The following is a 22172-nucleotide window of genomic DNA, read 5'->3' as shown; positions in this document are numbered from 1 at the left end:
CGCCGGCACCTTTGGCGTTTAACCCGGTTCTCCGGCAGCTAGTGTAGCGTGTCGTTGATTCCTTTGGGTATGGTTTTTTGTCAGACTTGATCCATGGTTTATCTGGCAAGGGCTTTGGAATTGCGTGACGGGGACCGGGGGTTCTTGGAGGCGTTGACTCGTGGGAATTCTTCCTCCGCGACATTGGCGTTGCGGGCGCGCACGGTTTTGTTGGCTGCCGACGGGATGCCGAATATCCAGATCGAGAAGATCACCGGGTTTTCGGCACCCACGGTTTTGAAGTGGCGCAACCGCTATGCCGAGGGCGGGATCGAGGCCCTGTCCGATGTCCAGCGCCCGGGACGGGAGCGGGAGATCGACGAGCTTGCCCTGATCGCGGACACCCTGACCAACGACGGGAAGCCGCCGGCCGAGCTTGGGATCTCGCACTGGTCCGCCCGCATCATGGCCGAACGCCACGGAGTCTCCTTTTCCTCGGTGGCCCGCATCTGGCGCCGTTGGAAAATCCAGCCTCACCGGATCGAGACGTTCAAGTTCTCCACTGATCCCGCCCTGGAGTTCAAGCTCCGGGACGTGGTGGGCCTGTACATGTCCCCGCCGGAAAACGCGGTGGTCGTGAGCATCGATGAGAAAACCCAAATCCAGGCGCTGTCCCGCACCGGCCCGGATCAGCCGTTGTCCTCGACGCACCCGCTGCAGCAGACCCACGACTACAAACGCAACGGCACCACCACCTTGTTCGCCGCCCTGGAGGTCCTCACCGGCAAACTCAGCGCGAACGCCTTCTACCCAAAGCACACCAACATCGAGTTCGTCGATTTCCTGGGCCGGGTCGCCGACGCCCACCCCGGGGTTGAACTGCATGTCATCTGCGACAATTACGCGACGCATAAGCATCAGAACGTGAAGGACTGGCTGGCCAAAAACCCGCGCGTGCGCCTGCACTTCACCCCAACCAGCTGTTCCTGGCTGAACATGGTGGAGATCTTCTTCGGGATCATCACCCGCCAGTGCCTCAAACGCGGTGCGTTCAGCTCGGTGAAAGAGCTGGAACAAACCATGGAACGCTACATCGAGAACTACAACCAGGACGCCAAACCATTCACCTGGACCAAATCAGCGGACTATCTCCTGGGCAAGATGAAACGCAAACAAACCATTAACACGGAACACTAGCCAGCTTTCCCGGCAAAGCCGCACTTTCAGCCGGACCGTCGACAGCCGGTAACCTACCGGAGTGCAGACGTCCACCGCAGCCGACCACCCCCACCTCTCACCCGGTACACGCCAGCACTCCCGCCCCATCGTGGCCGGCGTCGTGACGGCGCTGGTCGGCTTCACTTCGTCCTTCGCTGGGGTCCTTGCCGGGCTGAGGGGCGTTGGCGCCGATCCAGCACTGGCGGCTTCGTGACTTCTTGCGCTCGGCCTCGGCGTCGGCGCCTTCCTCGTGGCCGGCGTGCTGATTTTGCTCACCGGGCTCATCCCTGCGCTGGGGCGGCTGACGGCACGCTTCCCCACGGCACTGGCACAGGCAATGTTGGAGGGCGTCCTGCTGTCCCTGTGCCTCGCACCATTCAAGGCCAGGGGAAGGGCTCCTCTGCTCGTGGTGACGGTACTTATCGCCTGGCTGCTGATCACGGCGGCCGGGACCATGCTCGGGGCTCCTTTCGGCGGGCACGCCATTGCCGCCTCCGGTCTCAGCTTCGCAGGCATCGGGGCTGCGTTCCGGGCGGTTGCCGCAGAACTAGTGGTCCGCTGGGTACTCAAGGCTCGCAGCTAGGAAGGCTCGTGGTTCTGGCCCTCCCGCGCCAGCGCGGTCAGACGGGAGACTGCGCGATGGTACTTCTTTGTATAGCCGCCAGTCATCATCTCTTCGGTGAAGAGCTGATCGAACGGCACACCGCTGGCCAGGATGGGAACGTCTTTGTCGTACAGCCGGTCCGCCAGCACCACAAACCGCAGCGCCACAGCCTGCTCGGTGATGGTGTCGACATCACGCCACACAACGCCGTCGATCCCCGTCAGCAGCTGGCGGTAACGGCTTGGATGCACACCAGCCAGGTGGGCGATAAGGGTCTTGAAATCGTCCTGCGCCACGGTCTTGCCGTCGAACTCGGCCTTCATATGGGCGGACAGTTCATCGTTTTTCAGCGGTAGGGGCGCAGCGGGCAGTCCGCGGTGGCGGAAATCCTCGCCGTCGATCCTGAGAACATCGAACTGGTCCGCCAGCACCTGGATTTCGCGCTGGAAGTCCACGGCAGCAAAACGGCCGTCACCGAGCGATCCGGGCAGGGTGTTGGATGTTGCGGCAAGCTTCACCCCGGCATCCGCCAGCTCCCGCATCAGCCGGGACATCAGGACGGTATCGCCCGGATCGTCAAGCTCAAATTCATCGATGCAGACAAGCTTGTAATGGCTCAGCGCCTCTACAGCCTTGCGGAAAGATAGCGCGCCGACCAGGTTGGTGTATTCCACGAAGGTGCCGAACGCCTTGGGCCCGGGAGCCGCGTGCCACAGGGAAGCAAGCAGGTGGGTCTTGCCCACACCGAATCCGCCGTCGAGGTAGATGCCTGCCCGGGAGGTGACCTTCTTGGCAAAAAGTCGCTTGAAGAGGCCATCACCGTCACCGGCCCCGACTCCGGCCGCGAAAGCCTCCAGTGCCTTGACGGCCGCAGTCTGGCTGGGCTGTGACAGATCAGGGCGGTAGCTGGCAAAGGACACCTGGCCGAACCGCGGCGAGGGATAAAAGCCCTTGAGGAGCTCATCCACCGAAACTGCCGGTGTTCGGGCGGCAAGCTGTTCGATCTGTACCAAGGTGGTCCGTTCTGCTGGTGACTAGTCCCCAGAAAGAATACCGGCAATGTGACGGCCGCCCCCGACTTAACGTTGACGCAGGGATCCGCACGTGATGAAGGCCATATTTCCCTCTGTGAACGCGGGGAAGCATTCCGCTGAGGCCGTGGCTAGTGTTGGAGCAGGGTCCAGACCGTCCCGCCAGTCCGTTGTCAATGAAAGGCCATAGCAATGTCCTACCCCGTTGAACAGAATGAAAAGTTCGCCGCCTACGCCCAGCCCGAGCGCCTGGTGTCCACCGAGTGGCTCGCCACAGCCCTTGGAGACGGCGCGCTCGCCGACGGCAATCTCGTGGTTGTCGAATCCGATGAAGACGTCCTCCTGTACGAAACCGGACACGTCCCGGGCGCCGTCAAGATCGACTGGCACACGGACCTGAACGACGAAGTCACCCGTGACTACGTCGACGGGGCCGCGTTTGCCGCGCTGGCCGCCGCCAAGGGCATCTCCCGAGACACCACGGTGGTCATCTACGGCGACAAGTCCAACTGGTGGGCCGCCTACGCACTCTGGGTCTTCACCCTCTTCGGCCACGAAGACGTCCGCCTGCTCGACGGCGGCCGCGACAAGTGGATCGCTGAAGGCCGCGATGTGACCACCGAGGTCCCGCAGCCGGCCACCAGCGACTACCCCGTTGTCGAGCGAAATGACGCCCCCATCCGCGCTTTCAAGGATGACGTCCTCGCACACCTGGGCAAGCCGCTGATCGATGTCCGGTCCCCCGAGGAATACACCGGCCAGCGCACGCACATGCCGGCGTATCCGGAAGAGGGTGCCCTGCGCGGCGGCCACATCCCCACAGCCGCATCCATTCCGTGGGCACGCGCCGCGGCCGAAGACGGCACATACCGCAACCGCACCGAGCTTGAGGCCCTTTATCTGGGCGAAGCCGGTCTCACTGAGGGCGATGACGTCGTGGCGTACTGCCGTATCGGCGAGCGTTCCAGCCACACCTGGTTCGCGCTGAAGTACCTCCTCGGTTTCGAGACCGTCCGCAACTACGACGGTTCGTGGACCGAGTGGGGTAACGCAGTCAGGGTACCGATCACCAAGGGCACGGAGCGCGGCTCTGTCCCGGCGGCACTATAGGACACAGAGGATCATTCGGCGACGCCGGACAGAAAACTGCGTAAGCTGGAATTGATGAATACCTACTCCCTGCCCTCCGCGCTGGCGGAAATTGTTGATGACTTCCAGGCATTGACGGAACCTGAGCGGCTCCAGTTGTTGCTCGATTTTTCGCGTGACTTGCCGGAACTGCCGGAGCGCTTGAAGGACCACCCCGAGCTGCTGGAACAGGTGGTTGAGTGCCAGTCGCCGCTGTTCCTCACCATCGAAACAGAGAAGAACGACGCCGGTTCGCCGGACAGCGTGCGGCTCTACTTCAAGGCGCCGCCGGAAGCCCCCACAACCCGGGGCTTTGCTGGGGTCCTTCATGAGGGCCTTGACGGTCTGACCGCCACGGAAATCCTCGCCATACCGGACGACATGCCGGAGTTGCTGGGCCTCACACGGGCCATCACCCCGCTGCGTATGCGGGGCATGACCGCCATGCTCGGGCGCATCAAGCGCAAGGTCGCCGCCACCGCCAGGTTGCAGTCCTAACGGCGCCTTGGATCTTGGGGCGAAAGAATGGTTCGCAGGGAACGCCGGCCACAGCAGCTTTGACTGCGGCCGGCGTTCCCTTTGTGCTTCACACTTATAGCCACATCCCATCGGCGGCCGGCTATGGAATGGAGGCTGCCGAAGCACTCGGCCTCGACCCGCTGAAAGTCTTCAAGACGCTTATGGTGGACGTCGACGGCAGGCTGATGGTCGCCGTCGTGCCGGTGAGCGGGAACCTGGACCTGAAAGCCATGGCGGCCGCAGTGGGTGGGAAGAAAGCAACCATGGCGGATCCCGGCCTTGCCCAACGGCGCACCGGATATGTACTTGGCGGAATTTCGCCTCTGGGACAGCGGCAGAATTCGCCGACAGTTATTGATGACACCGCGATGGTTCTCGAATCGATGCTGGTGTCCGGCGGAAGGCGGGGCCTCGACATCGAGCTCGCCCCTGTGGAGCTGGTCCGCCTGACCAATGCGGTTACCGCTCCGATCGGCACGGGAACGCCCTAGCCCGGGGCAGAGCCCGGCAGCAACAGCCAGCTGAAACTTTGCAGGTGTGGCCATTAATTGTGCAGTGTCAGCCCGTGCCCGGGCTGAGCCCTTGCCCGGGGTTGAGCCGGGGCGCGAGCTGCTGTTGTAGCCAGGCCCGGACCAGGCTTTCCCAGCGCAGCGGGTCCACGTTCCACTCTTTGGTGTGCCGCGCCCGGCTGAAAGCCTCGAAGGTGACCATCTCAGGGTTCTTCTCTGCCAGGGTGGCGGACGGGCCATAGGGAACATATTCGTCGTCGACGCTGTGGATGATCAGTGATGGTGTTCTCAGCTCCACAGCCCTCGATACCCAGTCCATGGATTTAAGATCCACGGGCGCAGCCAGACCGGTCAGCCGACGGCCCAGCGGGTGACTCATCATCAGCTGCCCATATCTTCCCACCAGCGACGGGATTCGGTTCAGTTCAGCATGGTGGGCCAGCACATTGACCCAGTTGATGACGGGTGCATCCAGCACCATCGCCCTGATGACGTGGCGGTACCTGGACAGATCGGCAGTCTGCAGGCAGATGGCTCCGCCCATCGACCAGCCGAAGAGAACAACTTCGGTGGCCCCGTTGGCCAGCGCGAACTCGAGGGCAGCTTCAACGTCACGCCATTCGGTTGAACCCAGGCCATAGCGGCCATCGTTGGCGGACGGTGCCAGCCCGTCATTCCGGTACGAAATCAACAGCGAGCTCAGCCCCAGGTCACGGGCCGTCCGTACAGCGCGAAGTCCTTCCTGCCGGGTTGCTCCGCGTCCATGAACCATCACGGCCCAGGTGGTTGCCTCCGGCGCGGCCCGGATCAGCCAAGCGGGGGCAGTACCCCCTTCAACCTCGATCAGGATTTCTTCGGCGGCCATCCCGGCGGCGGCCGGGTCAGGATAGACCGCGCCGCTCCACCTGCCTCGCCGGGCCGCACTGAGGTTACCTTGGTAGACGGCCTCCACCGCGCGCAGGACCGTGCGCTCGGAAGGCGAATAGGAAATGATCCGGCCGATCCGGGCATGGCCCTTTCCGCCGTCGAAGTACAGTCCGTAGACGCCGTCGAGCGTCGAATCGGCAGTGGCGGCCAGAATGATCTGAAGCGCCCCGTCCTCCCGGATGACCGCCAGAACTTCCTGGTCCTCCTCCCGCTGCCGGGATGGCGTAATAACACGCCGGGCGAAGTACAGCGCCAGCGCCGACGAACCCGCAGCAACCGTACTGGCGACGGCACTTCCTGCGATGATGCCGCCAAGAGTCCATTTGGCACGAAGTGACATCCCGCCGTCCCGGCCGGCGCCGGCCAGCTGGCTCTGGATCGTCGCGGTCAGGGCTTTCGGATTTCGGGCTTTCGGGTATCGCCGGGCGTCCGCGACGCTTGGCAGGGAGGATTCCATTCAACTATTGTCGCCGCAGGCACCCCGTCCGGCCCATTCGTTGTCCAAGGCACGCCGATGGCAAGGCCCGAACCGCGCTTTACGAAATGAATGCAGTGGCCGATCTGCAGGACTAGGCTGATGGCATGAGCGATCCAATCGTCATTCTGACAGAAGAGCCGCTGGGCGCGGACGACCGCCTGAACATCGAACGCCTTGTGGACGGAGGTGACACTCCCCTCGTTTTGCTGGTTCCGGCCAACACGGAACGGCACCTGCTGGTGGATTTCCTTGAGAACCTCTCCTTGTTGGAAATTGCCAAGGCTTTCCGCGAACTGACCGCCCAATCTACGGATCCTGCTTCCGAACGTGCCGAGGCGGCTGAAACGCTGACGGTCTCCCTGGAGGCATTGGAAGGACTGGGCAGCGGAGTCAGCGGCGAGGTTCTGGATGTCGGCGCCGTCCAGGGGCTGGTGGCCAAGGTCAAGGAACTGGGCGCAGCCCAGGCCGTCGTCATCACCCGTCCGCATGCCGTGGCGGACACCTTCCACACGGACTGGGCCAACAAAGCGCAGGACCAGTTGGGCCTTCCGGTTCTGCATCTGTATGCAGGCTCGGGATTTATCGGCGACTCCTAGGCGTTGATCACACTATGAGCACTTCAGCAGACACCAACCCAACGGGCCAGCAGGACAGCAGCAACGGCCAGCCCCAAGAGGCCAGGACCGACGCCGAGTGGCGCCAGGAGCTCACGGCTGAGGAGTATCGCGTGCTTCGCCAGGCCGGGACCGAACGTCCTTACACCGGTGAGTATTGGGACACCCACACTTCCGGCGTCTATCAGTGCAGAGCCTGCGGCACGGAACTCTTCACCAGCAAGGAGAAGTTTGATTCGCACTGTGGATGGCCGTCATTCTGGGCCCCGCTGGCCGAAGGCACCGTGCGGTACATCCACGACCGGGCCATGGGTATGGACCGGGTGGAAGTACGCTGCGCCACCTGCGACTCGCATCTGGGGCATGTATTCGACGGCGAGGGATACGAAACCCCTACGGACCAGCGTTTCTGCATCAACTCCGTTTCACTCAGGCTTGTCGCTACGGAGCCCAGCAGCGGAACGCACGCGGCCGGAGCCTGAGGGACCCGGCGTCCGGCCCAGCCGTTCCTCGGCTAGAGCTGAAGCAGGCATTACACACCATTTGCCTCAGACTTTCTTATGCTCGGGACTAATTTGGATTAGCAGCTCTGATTGCTTGCTACGCTCGGCGTAGATACTCCAGCAACCAGAAAGGCGATGTCGACGATGACCGTGACAGCAACCACTGCGCCAACCCGAATCTCTGCGGACAACCACGAATGGACCCGACTCAAGGCTGCGGCCGTGTCCCTCCGAGTCCTCCAGGTCCAGGACGGTTCCATCCCCGAGCCGGGAGACCACGCGGCCGCCGCAGAGCAGGTCACGGCCATCATTGACGCCGTCAGGGCTCTCGCACCGTACCTCCCCCACGATTCCCTGTACCTGGACGCACTCACCGTCGATTTCCAAGGCTGGCAGGCCTCCGGATTCGGCGTTCCGGACTTCCTTGACTCTTTGCTTGCCTTTCAGCCCCAGCAGCACCGGGAGAACGGCCTGCAGCACCTGGTGGTGTTCCCCATGTACACCCAGAACGGCAGCAGCAGCCGTCTGGTGGAGGCCGTCCTGATCGACGTCATCTGGCCCGATTTCATTGCCGGACTGGAAGCCGGGGAATACTCGAACAAGCTGTTCGTTCCCATCCGGTTCCTCGACTTCACCCCGGGCTATGACACCAACTCCGCCGTGCTGTTCCCGGAAACCGTAGCTGTCCGCGAAACGCCCACATTCACCTGGGGGGCGATTTTCGCCGACCGTGAGGCCGCCCGCTTCCGCCGGGTCCTGCACGCAGCTGCAGAGACCACGTCACTGAGCCTTCCCGCGGACGCCGCGGAACTCCTGGAGGACCAGGAACTGACCCAGGCCACGTTTGTTATGTGGGATCTGATCCACGACCGTACGCACATGCGGGGCGACCTGCCCTTCGATCCTTTTATGATCAAGCAGCGCATGCCGTTCTTCCTCTACTCCCTTGAGGAACTACGCTGCGATCTGACAGCGTTCCGCGAGTCAGTCCGGATTGAAAAGGATGAAGACGCCGCCCCGGAGGCACGCCGGCACGCAAAACTGGTCCAGTACGCAGTCATCTTCGACCGCATCTTCCGCTTCGCTATCACCGGCAGCCGGGTCCGCAACTACGACGGCCTCGGTGGCCAGTTGCTCTTCGCCTGGATGCACCAGCATCACGTCCTGCACTGGACCGACAGCCGCCTGAGCATCGACTGGGAGGCAGCAGCCGACGTCGTCATTGCACTGGGTGCCCGGATTGAGGAGCTTTACTGGCGCTCGATCGACCGCCCCAAGACCGCCCACTGGCTTGCCGCCTATGAGCTGATCGCCGGGACGGTTACACCGAACCCGGGGTCGGTGTGGGCCAAGGGGCCCGGCTCGCTGCCGCTGGATGGTCCGCCTCGCGGACTCACGGACCAGGTCCTGGACGACGAGTTCCCGCTTTCCATGTTTTATGAGGCGCTGGAAAAGAAGATGCGCCCTGTGATCGAGTCGACGGCGGGCATCACCGGAGCCTCGGATCCGGGCCCTGTTGCGCCCGGGATCACCGCGTGATGACTCCGTCGCCGGGACTCAGGGTCCTTGTCACCGGCGGAAGCGGGGCATCCGGGATAGCGACCGCACGTGCGCTCAATGATTCCGGATTCGCGGTGTTCACCGCCGGTTCGGACAAGGGTCGCATTGAGGCCGCGGCTGCCCTGGCCGGCCCCGGCGTAACGCCCCTGGTCTGTGATCTTGCCAGCCTGGCCGATGTCCGCGCCATGCACGGCTCGCTGACGGAGGCCGCCGGGGCGATGGACGGCGTCATCCACCTGGTGGGTGGCTGGCGCGGATCCGCCGGCATAACTGAACAGAGCGACGAGGACTGGGACTTTCTGGAACGCGGTGCCATCACGACGCTGAGGAACGTTACCCGCGTTTTCTACAAAGACCTGGAAGCGTCAGGAACCGGAAGGTTCGCCATGGTCTCCTCTACGGCGGTGAGTGCGCCCACCGCTGGAGGTGCGAGCTATGTGGCAGCAAAGGCCGCTGCCGAGGCATGGACCATGGCCGTGGCAGATGGCTTCCGCAGTGCACCAACAGAGGCCTCAGGATCCGGCCGGGCCGGCCACGGTCCGTCTGCCTACGGTCAGGGCGCCTCAGATCAGGGCAGTGCCGCCGTCGTCCTGGTAGTGAAGGCGCTGGTTGACGCCGACATGCGCCGGCAGCACCCGGAACGCACGTTCCCGGGACATACCGACGTCGAAGACCTGGCGGCCGCCGTCGTCGGCCTCTTCGGCCGGCCGGCAACAGAACTTAATGGGCTACGGCTGCCGCTGACCCACTGATGCCGGGAATCCCGACCGGTGCCGCAGTACGGACATCCAGGTTCCGGTGCGGGAATTCCCGTGCGCGAACTCCTTAGACTGAAAGCGTGACCAAAGAGATGACAACCACTGTTGATACTGCCGCTGCACCGGCGGCAGCCCGATTGCATGACCCTTCCGTCCGCGGTTTCGCCTCGGATAACTATTCCGGCGTCCACCCGGAAGTCTTGCAGGCCCTGGCAGCGGCCAACGAGGGGCATCAGGTGTCTTACGGTGAGGATGACTACACGGCGCACCTCCAGGAACTGTTGGAACGGCATTTCGGCGGCGGGATCGAATGCTTCCCTGTCTTCAACGGAACCGGCGCCAACGTCCTCTCACTGCAGTCCTTGCTCCCTCGCTGGGGCGCTGTTGTCTGCGCGTCCACTGCGCACATCAATATGGACGAAAACGGCGCCCCTGAACGCATCGGCGGCATCAAACTGCTTCAGGTTCCTACGCCGGACGGCAAGCTGACACCCGAACTGATCGACCGCGAAGCCTGGGGTTGGGGAGATGAACACCGCGCACAGCCGCTGGCGGTTTCCATCACGCAGACAACGGAACTCGGCACCTGCTATACCCCTGCGGAAGTCCGGGCGATTGCCGATCACGTCCATGCCAAGGGCATGAAACTGCATATGGATGGCGCCCGGCTGGCAAATGCTGCAGCCCACCTCAACGTACCGTTGAGCGAGTTTACGCGCGACGCCGGAGTGGACATCCTTTCCTTCGGTGGCACCAAGAACGGGCTGCTTTTCGGCGAGGTGGTCATCGCGCTGAATCCTGCGGTTGCCCACGGCCTGATTTACCTTCGCAAGATGAATATGCAGCTGGCCTCCAAAATGCGCTTTATGTCGGCACAGTTCATCGCACTGCTGGAAGGTGATCTATGGCTGCGCTCGGCACAGCACGCCAATGCGATGGCTGCCAGGCTGCGGTCCGCTGTGGACGAGATCGACGGCGTGCAGCCCACGCAGAAAACAGAATCCAACGGTGTTTTCGCGATCCTGCCCGAAGGTGTTGCGGACCGTCTGCGCGGGTCATTCCGTTTCTACGACTGGAATGAAGCTGCCCGCGAGGTTCGCTGGATGTGTTCCTTTGACACCACCGAGGACGACGTCGATTCCTTCGTCGCCGCGATCAAGCGGGAGCTCTCCGTCAGAAAGCCCGGGCCGTTTGCCGCTTAGGGTACAACGCCCGACGGCGAGCCTACGAGCCTTACCGCCCACTCATGCATACCCTGCGAGGGTGAACGCACTCGCCCAGGTTCCCTCAGAGTTTCTCCACGCCCTGGAGACACTTCGGAAAGCACGCTGCCGCAGGGAGCTGCGCCTGGATGAAATTCCTGCGCCCTCGCGACTGGCACCCTTCGCAGTGGCGCTGGGCGCCGAGGTCGTCGTGTCCGGCCAGGGAAGCGGGACCGCCCCTGTCCACGGTCCGGCCGCAATGGCACTGGCCGCAGCGGCCGTCGGGGACAACGCCGAGGATGATGAGCTCGCCACCGGCCGGTTCATCCTTCTCTATGACCCGGACGGCTCGGCCGTCTGGGACGGCGAATTCAGGATAGTGACGTACATCCGGGCCCAGCTGGAGGCCGAGATGGGCAACGACGAAATGCTGGGAACGGTGGCGTGGGCGTGGCTTGTGGAGGCACTGGAAAACCATAAGGCCCCATATCGTGCAGCTGGGGGCACAGCCACGAGGGTGCTGTCGGAGAGCTTTGGCACATTGTCCGGCAGGCCTGGTTCCATCGACATCGAACTCCGCGCGTCCTGGACACCTACGAGTTCGGATGTCAGCTCCCATCTGGAGGCCTGGTCGGACATGGTGTGCACCTTCGCGGGCCTCCCACCGCTTCCGGACGGCGTCTCAGCGTTGCCCCGCCGGCGCCGCAGCTAGCGGCCCACTCCCATGACGAAACCGCCCTGCCGCGGGTTGTCGGTAAACTGAAGGCATCATGACCCCTCAAAACCCGGAAAACATCACGGCCGGTGCTCCGGCTGCTGAAACCGCTCCCCACATCTCAGTGGAAGGCTTTGACAGCCGCATCCCCGAAGTCATTGACCTCAACGCCCCACGTGACGGCGTTCCCCTGGTCATCGAAACCCCGGCGGGGCTGGAACGCTGCGCCGCCGCGATTGCCGCCGGAACAGGCCCCGCAGGAGTGGACGCAGAGCGCGCTTCCGGCTTCCGCTACGGCCAGCGCGCCTTCCTGGTTCAGATCCGCCGCGAAGGATCCGGCACCTGGCTGATCGACCCTGAGCCTTTTGATGACCTCAAGATCATCAACGACGCCCTCAGTGGTGTCGAATGGATCCTGCACGCGGCCAGCCAGGATCTGCCGTGCCTCTCAGAACTTGGCATGTGGCCGGACAGACTCTTCGACACCGAGCTCGCTGCAAGGATCGCGGGCCTCCCCCGGGTTGGCCTTGCCGCTGTGATTGAGCAGCTCCTGGGCTTCGGCCTGGCCAAGGAGCACTCCGCCGCCGACTGGTCCACCCGGCCGCTGCCTGAACCGTGGCTGCGCTATGCGGCACTGGACGTGGAAGTCCTGACAGAGCTGCGTGAAGAACTCATCGAGATGCTCGACGCCGACGGCAAACTGGGATTCGCTGAAGAGGAGTTTGCCGCCATCCTCGGTGCCGGACAAGCACCGCCCAGGGTGGACCCGTGGCGGAAAACGTCCGGACTCCACCAGATCCGGGACCGCCGTCAGCTTGCTGCGGTGCGTGAAATGTGGCTGGAACGGGACTCGCTGGCCCAGAAGCGCGACGTCGCCCCCGGCCGGCTGATCCCGGACTCAGCTCTCGTGGCCGCGGCCAAAGCCATGCCAGCCACTGTTCCCCAGCTCCTGGGCACCAAGGGCTTCCACGGCCGTGCTGCCCAGCGCGAGGCACCGCGGTGGCTCCGCTGCATTGCCGCAGCCAGGGACCTCGAGGACTTGCCTCCGCTGCACCTTCCCACGAATGCCCCGCCGCCACCGCGTGTCTGGACCGACCGGGATCCGGAGGCAGCTGAAAGGCTGACGACGGCTCGGCCCCTGCTGCAGGGAAAAGCCGACCAGCTCAATATCCCGCTGGAGAACCTGCTCACGCCGGATTTCCTGAGGCGTGTCTCGTGGCGCCCGCCGGAGGATATCAGTGAAGCCTCAGTGGCTGCGGAACTCCGTACCCTGGGCGCACGGGAGTGGCAGATCGCGCTGACGGCGCCGGTCATCACCGAAGCCTTCCTCAATCCGCAGCCCCTGCCGGCCAAGGAACCGAAGCAACCCAAGGAGCCCAAAGAACCTGCCGGTAACTGACCGAGGCAGGGTCGACTCCTGCCCGGTTCGTCTCCGCTCCACGGCCGAATGGTCCTGCCGGTAAATCCAGCCGTGCTGATGATGCTTGCGCACTATGTTACTCGTGAGTAACATAGTGGTGAATGCCGCCCGGATCAGTTCGCCATCTGGCCTCTGACCGGCACCACCGTCTCGATGAGGAGTAACACGTGAGCCAACACCGGAGCAGCGGGAATCCACGCACTGTCCGCGACGTCGTATTTGTGGACGGCGTCCGCACACCGTTCGGCCGGGCGGGAGAAAAAGGCATCTATGCCGGAACCCGCGCGGACGATCTGATGGTCAAATGCATACGGGAGCTCATGCGCCGCAACCCGTCGCTGCCGCCCGAGCGCATCGACGAAGTCGCCGTGGCAGCGACCACCCAAACGGGCGACCAGGGGCTCACCCTTGGCCGGACCGCCGCACTCCTTGCAGGTCTCCCCCGCACCGTCCCTGGTTTTGCCATCGACCGGATGTGCGCCGGGGCCATGACCGCTGTGACCACCACGGCAAGCGGCATCGGTTTCGGCGCCTACGACGTGGTGATCGCCGGTGGCGTGGAGCACATGGGCAACCACCCGATGGGTTCCGGCGCCGACCCCAACCCACGCTTTATGTCGGAACGGCTGGTGGATCCCGCGGCTCTGAACATGGGAAACACCGCCGAGAATCTGCACGACCGCTTCCCGGCCATCACCAAGAACCGCACCGATGCCTATGCAGTGGCATCGCAGAACAAGCTAGCGGCTGCATACAGCAACGGCCAGATACAACCGGACCTGGTACCCGTGGCCACCATCAAGCCCGGCCAGGGCTGGACCGTCAACAGTGTTGACGAACCGCCGCGCCCGGGGACAACACTCGAGGATCTCGCCGCCCTGCGCACGCCGTTCCGCGCCCACGGACGCGTCACAGCCGGCAACGCAGCCGGCCTGAACGACGGCGCCACCGCGGCGGTACTGGCATCATCGGAGGCTGCCGCTGAGCTCGGCCTCCCGGTCAAGATGCGCCTGGTCAGTTACGCCTACGCAGGCGTGGAGCCCGAGGTGATGGGCATCGGCCCCGTACCGGCCACCGAAAAGGCGCTGAAGAACGCCGGACTCGGCATCGAGGACATCGGCCTGTTTGAAATCAACGAAGCCTTCGCGGTACAGGTACTCAGTTTCCTGGACCACTTTGGAATTTCCGACGACGATCCCCGCGTCAACCGCTATGGCGGCGCTATCGCCGTCGGGCATCCGCTCGCCTCCTCCGGCGTCCGGCTGATGAACCAGCTGGCCCGGCAATTCCAGGAAGACCCGACTGTACGGTATGGCATCACCACTATGTGCATCGGCCTCGGCATGGGTGCCACCGTCATCTGGGAAAACCCGCACCACGCAGATTACAGCGGCGCAGCGACCGGCACCGCCGCCGGATCCGAGACCGCCAACACCACCGAGGCTGAAGGAGCCGCCGCATGAGCGCCGCAGATTTCCACAAACTTGCCGACCTCTTCCCGAACGAAACGCTCACGCACTCCTATGTCCAGGACATCGTGCTTCCGTCAGCTGACGGCAAGTCCAGCGCCGGCACCTTCGCACTGGTCACGCTGGACAACGGGCTGGACCACTCCAAGCCCACCACGCTCGGCCCCAACACCCTGGTGGAGCTCGGCACAGTTCTGGAAGGCCTCAAGGAACGCGCCGCCCGTGGTGAAATCGTTGGAGTTGGCGTCACCGGCAAGCCCTACTACCTCGTAGCCGGGGCGGACTTGTCCGCAGTGAAATCCCTCGACAACCGCGAGCACGGGCTCTGGATGGCGCAGCTGGGCCACGACGTCTATTCCACGCTTGCCAACCTCGGTGTTCCAAGCTTCGCCTTTATCAACGGCGTGGCCTTGGGCGGCGGACTTGAAATCGCCCTGCAGTCCACCTACCGCACGGTGTCCACCGGCGCCGGAGCCCTCGCACTCCCCGAAGCTTTCATTGGCCTGGTTCCGGGCTGGGGCGGCGTCTACCTCCTGCCGCGCCTCATCGGCCCAGAGAACGCCGTCAAGGTGATGATCGAGAACCCGCTCAGCAACAACCGTACGCTGACTGGCCCACAGGCCTTCAAGCTCGGCATCGCTGACGCACTGTTCGAACCCGCCGACTTCGTGGAACAGTCCATCGCCTGGGCCGCCGGCATCATCTCCGGGGACAAGACCGCGGAACGGCCCAACGCCGTCGACCCTTCCGATGCTGCCGCTGCCGGGCGCTGGACCGCCGCGGTGGCAGCCGGCCGGGCGCTGGTCGAGTCCAAGACGTCCAACGCGTCTCCGGCGCCGGGCAAGGTCCTGGACATCCTCGAGGCCAACCGGACCATGTCCCAGCCCGAATCGGCAGCTCTGGAATGCGAAACACTCGCGGATCTTATGCAGACGGACGAGTTCCGTTCCACCGTGTATGCGTTCCTTGACCTGGTGCAGAAACGTTCCAAGCGTCCTGCTGGCGCACCCGACCGCAAGCTGGCCCGTCCGGTCACGAAGATCGGCGTGGTTGGTGCCGGTCTGATGGCAAGCCAGCTCGCCCTGCTTTTCGCACGCCAGCTCAAGGTTCCCGTGGTGATGACGGACATCGACCAGTCCCGCGTGGACAAGGGCGTGGGCTATGTCCACGCCGAGGTTGACAAGCTGATGGACAAGAAGCGGATCAGCCCGGACGCCGCCAACCGCACCAAGGCGCTCGTCACGGGATCGGTCTCGAAGGAAGCCTTCGCAGACGCCGATTTTGTGATTGAAGCCGTCTTCGAGGAACTCAACGTCAAGAAGCAGGTCTTCGCCGAGGTGGAGGCAATAGTCTCCGCCGAGTGCATCCTCGCCACCAACACCTCCTCACTGTCCGTCACGGCCATGGCCGAGGACCTGTTGCATCCGGAACGCCTGGTGGGCTTCCACTTCTTCAACCCGGTGGCCGTGATGCCGCTGCTGGAGATCGTTCGGGCACCGAAGACCGACGACGCCGTGCTGGCCACCGCGTTCGAGCTCGCCAAGGGCCTGAAGAAGACGGCCGTCCTGGTCAAGGATGCGGCCGCCTTTGTGGTCAACCGGATCCTGCTGCGCCTGATGGGAGAGGTGACGGCGGCCTTCGACGAAGGCACCCCCGCCGACGTCGCAGACAACGCACTACGTCCCATGGGGCTGCCCATGACCCCGTTCACCCTGGGCGCCATGGTGGGACTTCCGGTTGCCCAGCACGTCCAGGAATCGCTGCATGCGGCTTTCGGTGATCGCTTCGCTGTCTCGCAGAACCTGCAGAAACTGATCGACAACGGCGTGAAGTCGCTGTGGGCTCCAGCTGCCGACGGCTCGCAGGAGATTCCGGCGTCCACGCTGTCCCTGATGTCCTTCGGCACTTCCCCATCCACCGGGGAGGAGGTGCTGCGCCGGACGCAGGACGCACTCGCCGAGGAGATCGGCCTCATGCTCGAAGAGGGTGTTGTGGCCGGACCGGAGGACATTGACCTCTGCGTCATCATGGGTGCCGGCTGGCCGATGTTCCTGGGCGGCATCACCCCGTACCTTGACCGCGTGGGTGCGTCCGAACGCGTCAACGGCAAGCGCTTCCTGGCACCGGGTGTAGCTTCCCGGCCATAGCGGCTGATGTACGCGTAGCACCACTCTCACGCCAGCACCACTCTCACGCCAGGCACGACGGCGGCGGGTGATTTTCCCCAGGAACCTCACCCGCCGCCGTCGTGCTTAAGGCGTCCAGCCGGCGGGGGCCTGCACGCCGTAGCCTTCGCCGCCGGTGAAGTGCCCGGACAGTACATCGTGGAACGGACCGTCGGCCACCAGCCGGCCTTCACTCAGGACAAGAAGCCGGGTGCACGTCCGGTATGCAAAATCCAGATCGTGGGTCACCAGCAGCACCGCCGCGCCACGTTCGGTCTCCGTCCCGATTGCCGCCGCCAGAACGTCCCTCCCGTCACGGTCCAGTGAGACGGTGGGTTCGTCGAGGGCCAGTACCCGCGGACGCTGTGCGAGCACGGCGGCGAGGGCCGTCAGCCGCTGTCCGGCGGAGGACAGTTCGTAGGGGTGCAGCGCCGCGAAATCCGCCAGGCCCACGCGCTGCAGGGCAGAAGTAGCCCGCTGCTGCGCCGCCTCGGAAGTGAGGCCGGATTCCGGTAGCCCGGCAGCAACTTCCCGCAGGACGGTGCGTTCGAACAGCTGTTCCCGCGGCTGCTGAAGCAGGGTGCCCATGATGGCTGAAGTCCCCGCCGCGCCGGGCACGGCCCCGCCAACGCGTACCGTTCCTGTCTGCGGATATGACAGTCCGGCCAGCAGCCTCAGGAGGGTGGATTTACCGGAGCCGTTGGCACCGGCAATCGCGATCCGTTCACCGGGCTCCACACCTAAGCTGATGCCGTCCACCGCAGCGGGCAATGCAGGAGACCGACGCCACGGACGGGGCTTCCGCCAGCCATAGCTGAAGGTTACCGCACTGACGGAGAGCACCGGTCCGGCCTCCGAGGAGCTGCGCGGCACGGCGCGTGGGGCCAAGGAGCGGGCGGACTGTCCCGTGAAAACCGGCAGCCCCTGTTCCTTCACGGCCCTCGCGGCGTCGCCAGGAGTGCCCCTGAAGACCGGCCGCCCGCGGTTCAGCAGCAGCACTCGCTCCGCTAATTGGCCGGCCCCGCCCAGCTCCTGGGACAGGATCAGGATCCCCGCCCCGCTGGCACGGAGTGCGCCCAGCGCTGCCATCACGGTTGTCCGCGCACCGAAATCCAGACCGGCCAGTGGCTCGTCCAGGACCAGCAGACCGGGCTGGTTCGCGAGGGACGCCGCAATCACCACAAGCCGTTGCTGACCACCGGACAATAGTGCGGGATCACGCTCCAACAAGTCGGAAATACCCAGGATTTCCGCAATCTGCCGGACCCTGTCCTGCATCCGGACGCGCGGCATGCCGGCATTTTCCAGCGGGAAGGCAATCTCCTCGGCCACGGTGGGGGCCACGGTGGACAACTGTGCCGCCGGGTCCTGGCCCGCGTAACCCACCTGGCTGCTCCAGTACTGGTGGTTGATGCGCTTCGGCTGTGAACCGGCGTAGGTGAGCACCGTCCCGCCGAGTTCCAGGCTGCCCGTCATGGTGCCCCGGTGCTGGCCGGGAAGCACACCCGCCAGAACGAGTCCAAGCGTGGATTTTCCGCTGCCGGAGGCCCCGGCCACCAGAACGCACTCGCCCGGCCTGATCTCCAGGTCCATCTTCCCGAGGGCCGGCGTTGCCGCGTCCGGATAACTGAATGAGTCAAGCTGAAGGCGCATTCCCGCCTCCCGCCGGGCCGAACCAGATGACCAGGAACACCGCTAGACCGGCGAGCACCATCCACCGGAAGGCGGACTGCAGCTTCGAGTCCGGCACCTCGCGAAGGCTGGTGCGCAGGTTCCCGGCGCCGAATCCGCGGGCCTCGAGGGCGGTGGCCCGCTGTTCGGCGTCGTGCATCAGCGACAACAGCAGCGGCACTGCCAGTACGCGGACCGAACGGAGTCTGGCCGGAAGCGAACGGCCGCCACGGAGACCCCGGAGCTGCTGGGCCTCCCGGATGGCCTGTGCACGGCGTCGGATGTCAGGGGCGATGGTGAGCGTTGAACACAGCACAAAGCCGAGCTCGGCCGGCAACCTGTACCGGGCAAAAACCGCCATGATGTCGGCCGGACGCGTGCCACATGAAAAGGCAAGCAACACTGCAACAAATACAGCGGCGCGCAGCACCATGGCTCCGGCGAAGCTGAGGCCCTCAACCGTCAGTCTGGCCGGTCCCAGGGACCACAGCACCGTTCTGCCCTCCACAAAGAACAGGCCATGCGTCAGGAACAACGACGCCGCAAGCGGCAGCAGCACCAGTCCGCACTCCGGCCACACCCGCTGTGCCATTCCTTCCGCGACGGTTGCGGCAGCAACGGTCAACAGCACCGCCAGAGACAGCGCCCAGTGCCCCACTGCCGTCGGCACCACTATGGCGACGGCGACGGCGGCAAGCCGGGTAAGGGGGTTCAGCCGTGGCAGCCTACGAATCCTTCATCCCTGCCAGCACCCGGAAACGCCGGACGAACGGGAACAGAAGCGTGGCACGGCGCGGCAGCGCATAAACCAGCAACGCCACCACCGTGAATACGATGGCCTTGTCCATGGGGTCCGAAATCAAGGCCTGTTTGGTGATGGCGGCAAGCAAGGAGTCGCCCATGGACCTGAAGGCGCTGACGATCGCTCCCGTTGCGACGCCGGAGGTCCCGCCGAAGACGAACGCCGCCACCGGCGCAGAGACAACGCCAGCCAGTATTCCGGTAATAAATCCGGCCACAGGGGCGAGGTAGAAGCGGCGGAAGAATCCGTGGCGTGCGGCAACGCCCGCGAGGAATCCGATCAGGGCCGCTCCTGCAGCAAACGGCAGGACCGTGGGATTAAAGAAGGACCAGACGATGCTGCTCAGGGCACCGGTAGCGGCTCCCGCCGCCGGTCCTGCAAGAACGGCTATCAGAACAGTGCCAATGGCATCGAGGTAAAACGGCACCAGAGTGCTGCCAACGAACTGCCCCATCACGATGTTGAGCACCAGAGCCACCGGAATCAGCACTACGGTGGAAGTCGGAAGGGTGGGCAGTATTCCAACAATCAACAGGATGGCCCCTGCCAGGAACCCTGACAACGCAAGCAGCGCAGAGGCGCTTCCCGGCCCTGCGGCAATGTCCACCGGCTGGTTCAGAACCAGGTAAACGTATGTTGCCGCGATAGCCGCGGCTCCCAGGATCTCCAGGGTTCGGCGTTTCCGGGATGCGGCCGGACCGGCATCAGGGAGCGTCAGGGACGTGGGTGACATGGCTGTTCCTTTGTACTGTTCAGGCCGCGGGCCCGGGTTGTGCGGATTCGCGTCGCCTATGTCACCTCGGCAGGCGTCCGGGAGGCATTGTTGCACCCGGAACCGCACACCAGCTTAGCCGGAGTACGGTTGACCGATTCTAATCATGGCCCTGTCCCCGCCGGGCCGCAAGCGCCCCCAGCGAGGAAACCAGTTCGTCAAAGGCCGCTGCGGGATGGTTGCTGGAAACGATTCGTGCATTCGGCGGTTTGCCCCAGAGATTTCTGTAGTCAGCCACGGTGGTGCCCTTCAGCAGCGGTGAATCCGTTTCAACGTCCACGGTTGCCAGCCGGGTGGTGCAGCTGAGAGTGCCCGCGGCAACCCCGGCCGCGAAGTAGTCGTGGACGTGGGCAATGTAACCCTGGCCGTACAGCCTGTGGAACTCAAAATAGAAACGCAGCGCATCGGAGAGGTGCCGGATCAGTTCGTTGTCCGACGTACTGCGGAGGCCTTCCGGCTGCCCAGGCAACACCAGTTCCTCCTTGCCGCAGCCCGCGGCGGCAGCAAGCCGCCTGACATGCTCCGGGTTCATCTCCATCCGCTCTGTTGAATCCAGCGAGCAGACGATCGGCAGACGGTCCCGAGGCAACCCGACATACGCCTGAAAAACCTCCTTGGCCGCATGGGGATCCACATGGGTGTTCCACTCGGCAGTGGGCGTGGTGTTGCCCTGATAGTAGAAACTGCCGCCCATGATCACCACGTTTTTGAGCAGCTCCGGCATGCGCGGTTCACGCCGGATGGCCATCGCAAAGTTGGTCAGCGGCGCCGTGATGAGGGCCGTCAGCTCACCCGGCTGGGCACGGACGGCCTCCACCCAGACATCCACTGCGTCCCGCGGGGAGATGGTGCCCCGGGGCTCAGGAAGTACGGCATGCCCCAGGCCGTGCGGCCCGTGGGTTTCCGGAGTAGTCACCAGCGGAATAGCCAGCGGGGATTCCGCGCCGACAGCAACCTCCACCCCGTCCCGTCCGCAGAGCTCCAGGATGGAGAGCGTGTTGCGGGCCACCTGGATGGCATCCACGTTGCCGGGCGACGCGGTCACGGCCACCAGCTCCACGTCCGCCAACGAGGAAAGGTAGGCCAGTGCCAAGGCGTCGTCGATTCCGGTGTCAACGTCCAGCAGCAGTCTGGTCATACGGTTGCCACCTAGAACAGTGCCACCTTGGGAATTTTCGGAAAAATCTCGTCCAGTTCGGCACGTTCTTCCGGGGTAGGCACCCACGCCGCTGCTTCTGCGTTCTGACGGATCTGCCCGGGTCTTGTGGCGCCGGCGATCACGCTGCTGACCGACGGCTGGGCCGCCAGCCACGAGAACGCGACCTGGATTTCGCTGAGGTCACGTTCCGCCGCAAAGGCGCTGAACCTGGCTAGCTGCCCCCAGTCGGCGTTATGCACCAGGTTGGTTCGGGTGTGGCTCAGCCGGGAGCCTTCCGGCGCCTTGTTCGGGGCGTACTTGCCGGTTAGCAGTCCGTTGGCCAGAGGGAAGTACGGCAGCACGCCCAGGCCATACGCTTCTGCTGCCGGAGTGACTTCCAGCTCGGCGCGGCGGTCCAGCAGGTTGTAGTGGTTCTGCGACGAAATGAATCGGGCACCGCCGCGGGCACGGGCCACATACTCGGCTTCGGCGATTTGCCAGCCGGAACGGTTCGAGTGGCCGATGTAGCGGACCTTGCCACTCGTGACGAGGTCGTCCAACGCGGCCAACGTTTCGTCAATCGGCGTCAGCGGATCCGGCGTATGAAACTGGTAGAGGTCGATCCAGTCGGTGCCCAGCCGGCGTAGCGAGGCCTCCGCGGCACGGACTATGTAACGGCGGGAGCCCCTGGCTTCAAAGTCGTTGCCGTTGGCGCCACGCATATCCATGCCGAACTTCGTGGCCACAATCGCGTCACCACGCCTCCCGGCCAGCGCCGCGCCAAGCATGGTTTCGCTGAGGCCGGGTTCCCGCCCGTAGCTGTCAGCAACGTCAAAGAGCGTCACCCCGGCGTCCAGGGCAGCGTGGACGACGGCGTCAGTCCCCTCCTGCGATTCGGTCACCGTGTGGGGGCGGCCCAGGTTATTGCAGCCGAGCCCCACCACGGAGACGGTCAGTCCAGAGTTTCCCAGGCGTCGGTATTCAGTCATG

At 64.3% G+C, this 22172-nt stretch carries 21 protein-coding genes and 1 pseudogene; 15 read left to right on the top strand and 7 right to left on the bottom strand.

Translation table 11 applies throughout. The features are described 5' to 3' along the window. Positions 1-93 precede the first annotated feature (93 nt). From ACQCST_RS09705 to ACQCST_RS09695, 3 genes and pseudogenes are all read left to right on the top strand, one after another. Positions 94-1176, top strand: coding sequence for an IS630 family transposase (locus ACQCST_RS09705; RefSeq protein ID WP_426995612.1), 1083 nt, complete (start codon positions 94-96; stop codon positions 1174-1176). Positions 1177-1237: 61 nt separating this feature from the next. After that, on the top strand, positions 1238-1411 hold the full coding sequence (locus ACQCST_RS09700) for a hypothetical protein (RefSeq protein WP_426995611.1): 174 nt from the start codon (positions 1238-1240) through the stop codon (positions 1409-1411). 30 nt (positions 1412-1441) lie between these two features. After that, positions 1442-1780 (top strand): annotated as a pseudogene (locus ACQCST_RS09695) (benzoate/H(+) symporter BenE family transporter); the annotation flags it as partial. Here ACQCST_RS09695 and zapE read toward each other — a convergent pair. Continuing rightward, entirely contained in the window at positions 1777-2814 is a 1038-nt protein-coding gene (zapE, locus tag ACQCST_RS09690; RefSeq protein WP_426995610.1) for a cell division protein ZapE, read from the bottom strand. The pseudogene ACQCST_RS09695 and the gene zapE sit on opposite strands and share 4 nt — an antisense overlap. A gap of 210 nt (positions 2815-3024) precedes the next feature. Between zapE and ACQCST_RS09685 the strand changes: the two genes are divergently transcribed. The 3 genes from ACQCST_RS09685 to ybaK are packed head-to-tail and all read left to right on the top strand — an operon-like array spanning position 3025 to position 4970. Beyond that, positions 3025-3942: a sulfurtransferase gene (locus tag ACQCST_RS09685; RefSeq protein ID WP_426995609.1), complete on the top strand. Its 918-nt coding sequence runs from the start codon at positions 3025-3027 to the stop codon at positions 3940-3942. Between the two features lie 54 nt (positions 3943-3996). Further along, a complete protein-coding gene (locus tag ACQCST_RS09680; protein ID WP_426995608.1) occupies positions 3997-4458 on the top strand; it encodes a SufE family protein in 462 nt (153 codons plus the stop codon). Between the two features lie 14 nt (positions 4459-4472). Then, positions 4473-4970: a Cys-tRNA(Pro) deacylase gene (gene ybaK, locus ACQCST_RS09675; protein WP_426995607.1), complete on the top strand. Its 498-nt coding sequence runs from the start codon at positions 4473-4475 to the stop codon at positions 4968-4970. Positions 4971-5037: 67 nt separating this feature from the next. Here the strand turns inward: ybaK and ACQCST_RS09670 are convergent, their stop codons facing one another. Continuing rightward, positions 5038-6255, bottom strand: a complete 1218-nt coding sequence (locus ACQCST_RS09670) for an alpha/beta hydrolase family protein (RefSeq protein WP_426999137.1) — start codon at positions 6253-6255, stop codon at positions 5038-5040. A 242-nt stretch (positions 6256-6497) separates the two neighbouring features. Here ACQCST_RS09670 and ACQCST_RS09665 point away from each other — a divergent pair, with 242 nt between their 5' ends. The 9 genes from ACQCST_RS09665 (at position 6498) to ACQCST_RS09625 (ending at position 16781) form a co-directional block, all read left to right on the top strand. Continuing rightward, positions 6498-6989 carry a hypothetical protein gene (locus ACQCST_RS09665; RefSeq protein WP_426995606.1) on the top strand — a complete coding sequence of 164 codons (492 nt, stop codon included), beginning with the start codon at positions 6498-6500 and terminating at the stop codon, positions 6987-6989. Positions 6990-7003: 14 nt separating this feature from the next. Further along, positions 7004-7489, top strand: a complete 486-nt coding sequence (gene msrB, locus ACQCST_RS09660) for a peptide-methionine (R)-S-oxide reductase MsrB (RefSeq protein WP_426995605.1) — start codon at positions 7004-7006, stop codon at positions 7487-7489. A 165-nt stretch (positions 7490-7654) separates the two neighbouring features. Then, entirely contained in the window at positions 7655-9049 is a 1395-nt protein-coding gene (locus ACQCST_RS09655; RefSeq protein ID WP_426995604.1) for a DUF6421 family protein, read from the top strand. Beyond that, positions 9049-9822: an SDR family oxidoreductase gene (locus ACQCST_RS09650; protein ID WP_426999136.1), complete on the top strand. Its 774-nt coding sequence runs from the start codon at positions 9049-9051 to the stop codon at positions 9820-9822. The genes ACQCST_RS09655 and ACQCST_RS09650 overlap by 1 nt, the downstream gene beginning before the upstream one ends. A gap of 98 nt (positions 9823-9920) precedes the next feature. Beyond that, positions 9921-11030, top strand: coding sequence for a threonine aldolase family protein (locus ACQCST_RS09645; RefSeq protein ID WP_426999135.1), 1110 nt, complete (start codon positions 9921-9923; stop codon positions 11028-11030). 61 nt (positions 11031-11091) lie between these two features. After that, entirely contained in the window at positions 11092-11742 is a 651-nt protein-coding gene (locus ACQCST_RS09640) for a DUF3000 domain-containing protein (RefSeq protein WP_426995603.1), read from the top strand. Positions 11743-11800: 58 nt separating this feature from the next. Continuing rightward, positions 11801-13144 (top strand): HRDC domain-containing protein, encoded by a 1344-nt coding sequence (locus ACQCST_RS09635; protein WP_426995602.1) that lies wholly within the window; start codon positions 11801-11803, stop codon positions 13142-13144. A 188-nt stretch (positions 13145-13332) separates the two neighbouring features. Continuing rightward, positions 13333-14628: a thiolase family protein gene (locus tag ACQCST_RS09630; RefSeq protein WP_426999034.1), complete on the top strand. Its 1296-nt coding sequence runs from the start codon at positions 13333-13335 to the stop codon at positions 14626-14628. Continuing rightward, positions 14625-16781: a 3-hydroxyacyl-CoA dehydrogenase NAD-binding domain-containing protein gene (locus ACQCST_RS09625; RefSeq protein WP_426999033.1), complete on the top strand. Its 2157-nt coding sequence runs from the start codon at positions 14625-14627 to the stop codon at positions 16779-16781. Before ACQCST_RS09630 ends, ACQCST_RS09625 begins: the two co-directional genes overlap by 4 nt. Positions 16782-16886: 105 nt before the next feature. Here ACQCST_RS09625 and ACQCST_RS09620 read toward each other — a convergent pair whose 3' ends face one another. The 5 genes from ACQCST_RS09620 to ACQCST_RS09600 all read right to left on the bottom strand — a co-directional run bounded on the left by ACQCST_RS09620 (position 16887) and on the right by ACQCST_RS09600 (position 22171). Next, the gene (locus ACQCST_RS09620; RefSeq protein WP_426999032.1) at positions 16887-18452 is read right to left on the bottom strand and encodes an ABC transporter ATP-binding protein; all 1566 of its coding nucleotides are present in this window, start codon (positions 18450-18452) and stop codon (positions 16887-16889) included. After that, complete coding sequence (locus ACQCST_RS09615) at positions 18436-19185, bottom strand: energy-coupling factor transporter transmembrane component T family protein (protein ID WP_426999134.1); 750 nt, start codon at positions 19183-19185, stop codon at positions 18436-18438. The genes ACQCST_RS09620 and ACQCST_RS09615 overlap by 17 nt, the downstream gene beginning before the upstream one ends. Positions 19186-19195: 10 nt before the next feature. Then, positions 19196-20005 carry an ECF transporter S component gene (locus ACQCST_RS09610; protein ID WP_426999031.1) on the bottom strand — a complete coding sequence of 270 codons (810 nt, stop codon included), beginning with the start codon at positions 20003-20005 and terminating at the stop codon, positions 19196-19198. A gap of 139 nt (positions 20006-20144) precedes the next feature. Continuing rightward, entirely contained in the window at positions 20145-21182 is a 1038-nt protein-coding gene (locus ACQCST_RS09605; RefSeq protein ID WP_426999030.1) for a nucleoside hydrolase, read from the bottom strand. Between the two features lie 11 nt (positions 21183-21193). Continuing rightward, a complete protein-coding gene (locus tag ACQCST_RS09600; RefSeq protein WP_426999029.1) occupies positions 21194-22171 on the bottom strand; it encodes an aldo/keto reductase in 978 nt (325 codons plus the stop codon). Position 22172 lies beyond the last annotated feature (1 nt).

It is taken from the genome of Pseudarthrobacter sp. N5, assembly GCF_050157035.1.
Lineage (GTDB): Bacteria > Actinomycetota > Actinomycetes > Actinomycetales > Micrococcaceae > Arthrobacter.
This window is presented reverse-complemented; position numbering and strand designations above follow the sequence as displayed.

What these genes read in the sequence shown, in the direction of transcription:
- ACQCST_RS09600 (WP_426999029.1), bottom strand. Translation starts at nt 22,171, where the DNA reads ATGACTGAATACCGACGCCTGGGAAACTCTGGACTGACCGTCTCCGTG.
- msrB (WP_426995605.1), top strand. Translation starts at nt 7,004, where the DNA reads ATGAGCACTTCAGCAGACACCAACCCAACGGGCCAGCAGGACAGCAGC.
- ACQCST_RS09635 (WP_426995602.1), top strand. Translation starts at nt 11,801, where the DNA reads ATGACCCCTCAAAACCCGGAAAACATCACGGCCGGTGCTCCGGCTGCT.
- ACQCST_RS09625 (WP_426999033.1), top strand. Translation starts at nt 14,625, where the DNA reads ATGAGCGCCGCAGATTTCCACAAACTTGCCGACCTCTTCCCGAACGAA.
- ACQCST_RS09705 (WP_426995612.1), top strand. Translation starts at nt 94, where the DNA reads ATGGTTTATCTGGCAAGGGCTTTGGAATTGCGTGACGGGGACCGGGGG.
- ACQCST_RS09610 (WP_426999031.1), bottom strand. Translation starts at nt 20,005, where the DNA reads ATGTCACCCACGTCCCTGACGCTCCCTGATGCCGGTCCGGCCGCATCC.
- ACQCST_RS09650 (WP_426999136.1), top strand. Translation starts at nt 9,049, where the DNA reads ATGACTCCGTCGCCGGGACTCAGGGTCCTTGTCACCGGCGGAAGCGGG.
- ACQCST_RS09655 (WP_426995604.1), top strand. Translation starts at nt 7,655, where the DNA reads ATGACCGTGACAGCAACCACTGCGCCAACCCGAATCTCTGCGGACAAC.
- ACQCST_RS09620 (WP_426999032.1), bottom strand. Translation starts at nt 18,452, where the DNA reads ATGCGCCTTCAGCTTGACTCATTCAGTTATCCGGACGCGGCAACGCCG.
- ACQCST_RS09685 (WP_426995609.1), top strand. Translation starts at nt 3,025, where the DNA reads ATGTCCTACCCCGTTGAACAGAATGAAAAGTTCGCCGCCTACGCCCAG.
- ACQCST_RS09605 (WP_426999030.1), bottom strand. Translation starts at nt 21,182, where the DNA reads ATGACCAGACTGCTGCTGGACGTTGACACCGGAATCGACGACGCCTTG.
- ACQCST_RS09670 (WP_426999137.1), bottom strand. Translation starts at nt 6,255, where the DNA reads ATGTCACTTCGTGCCAAATGGACTCTTGGCGGCATCATCGCAGGAAGT.
- ACQCST_RS09645 (WP_426999135.1), top strand. Translation starts at nt 9,921, where the DNA reads ATGACAACCACTGTTGATACTGCCGCTGCACCGGCGGCAGCCCGATTG.
- ACQCST_RS09665 (WP_426995606.1), top strand. Translation starts at nt 6,498, where the DNA reads ATGAGCGATCCAATCGTCATTCTGACAGAAGAGCCGCTGGGCGCGGAC.
- ACQCST_RS09680 (WP_426995608.1), top strand. Translation starts at nt 3,997, where the DNA reads ATGAATACCTACTCCCTGCCCTCCGCGCTGGCGGAAATTGTTGATGAC.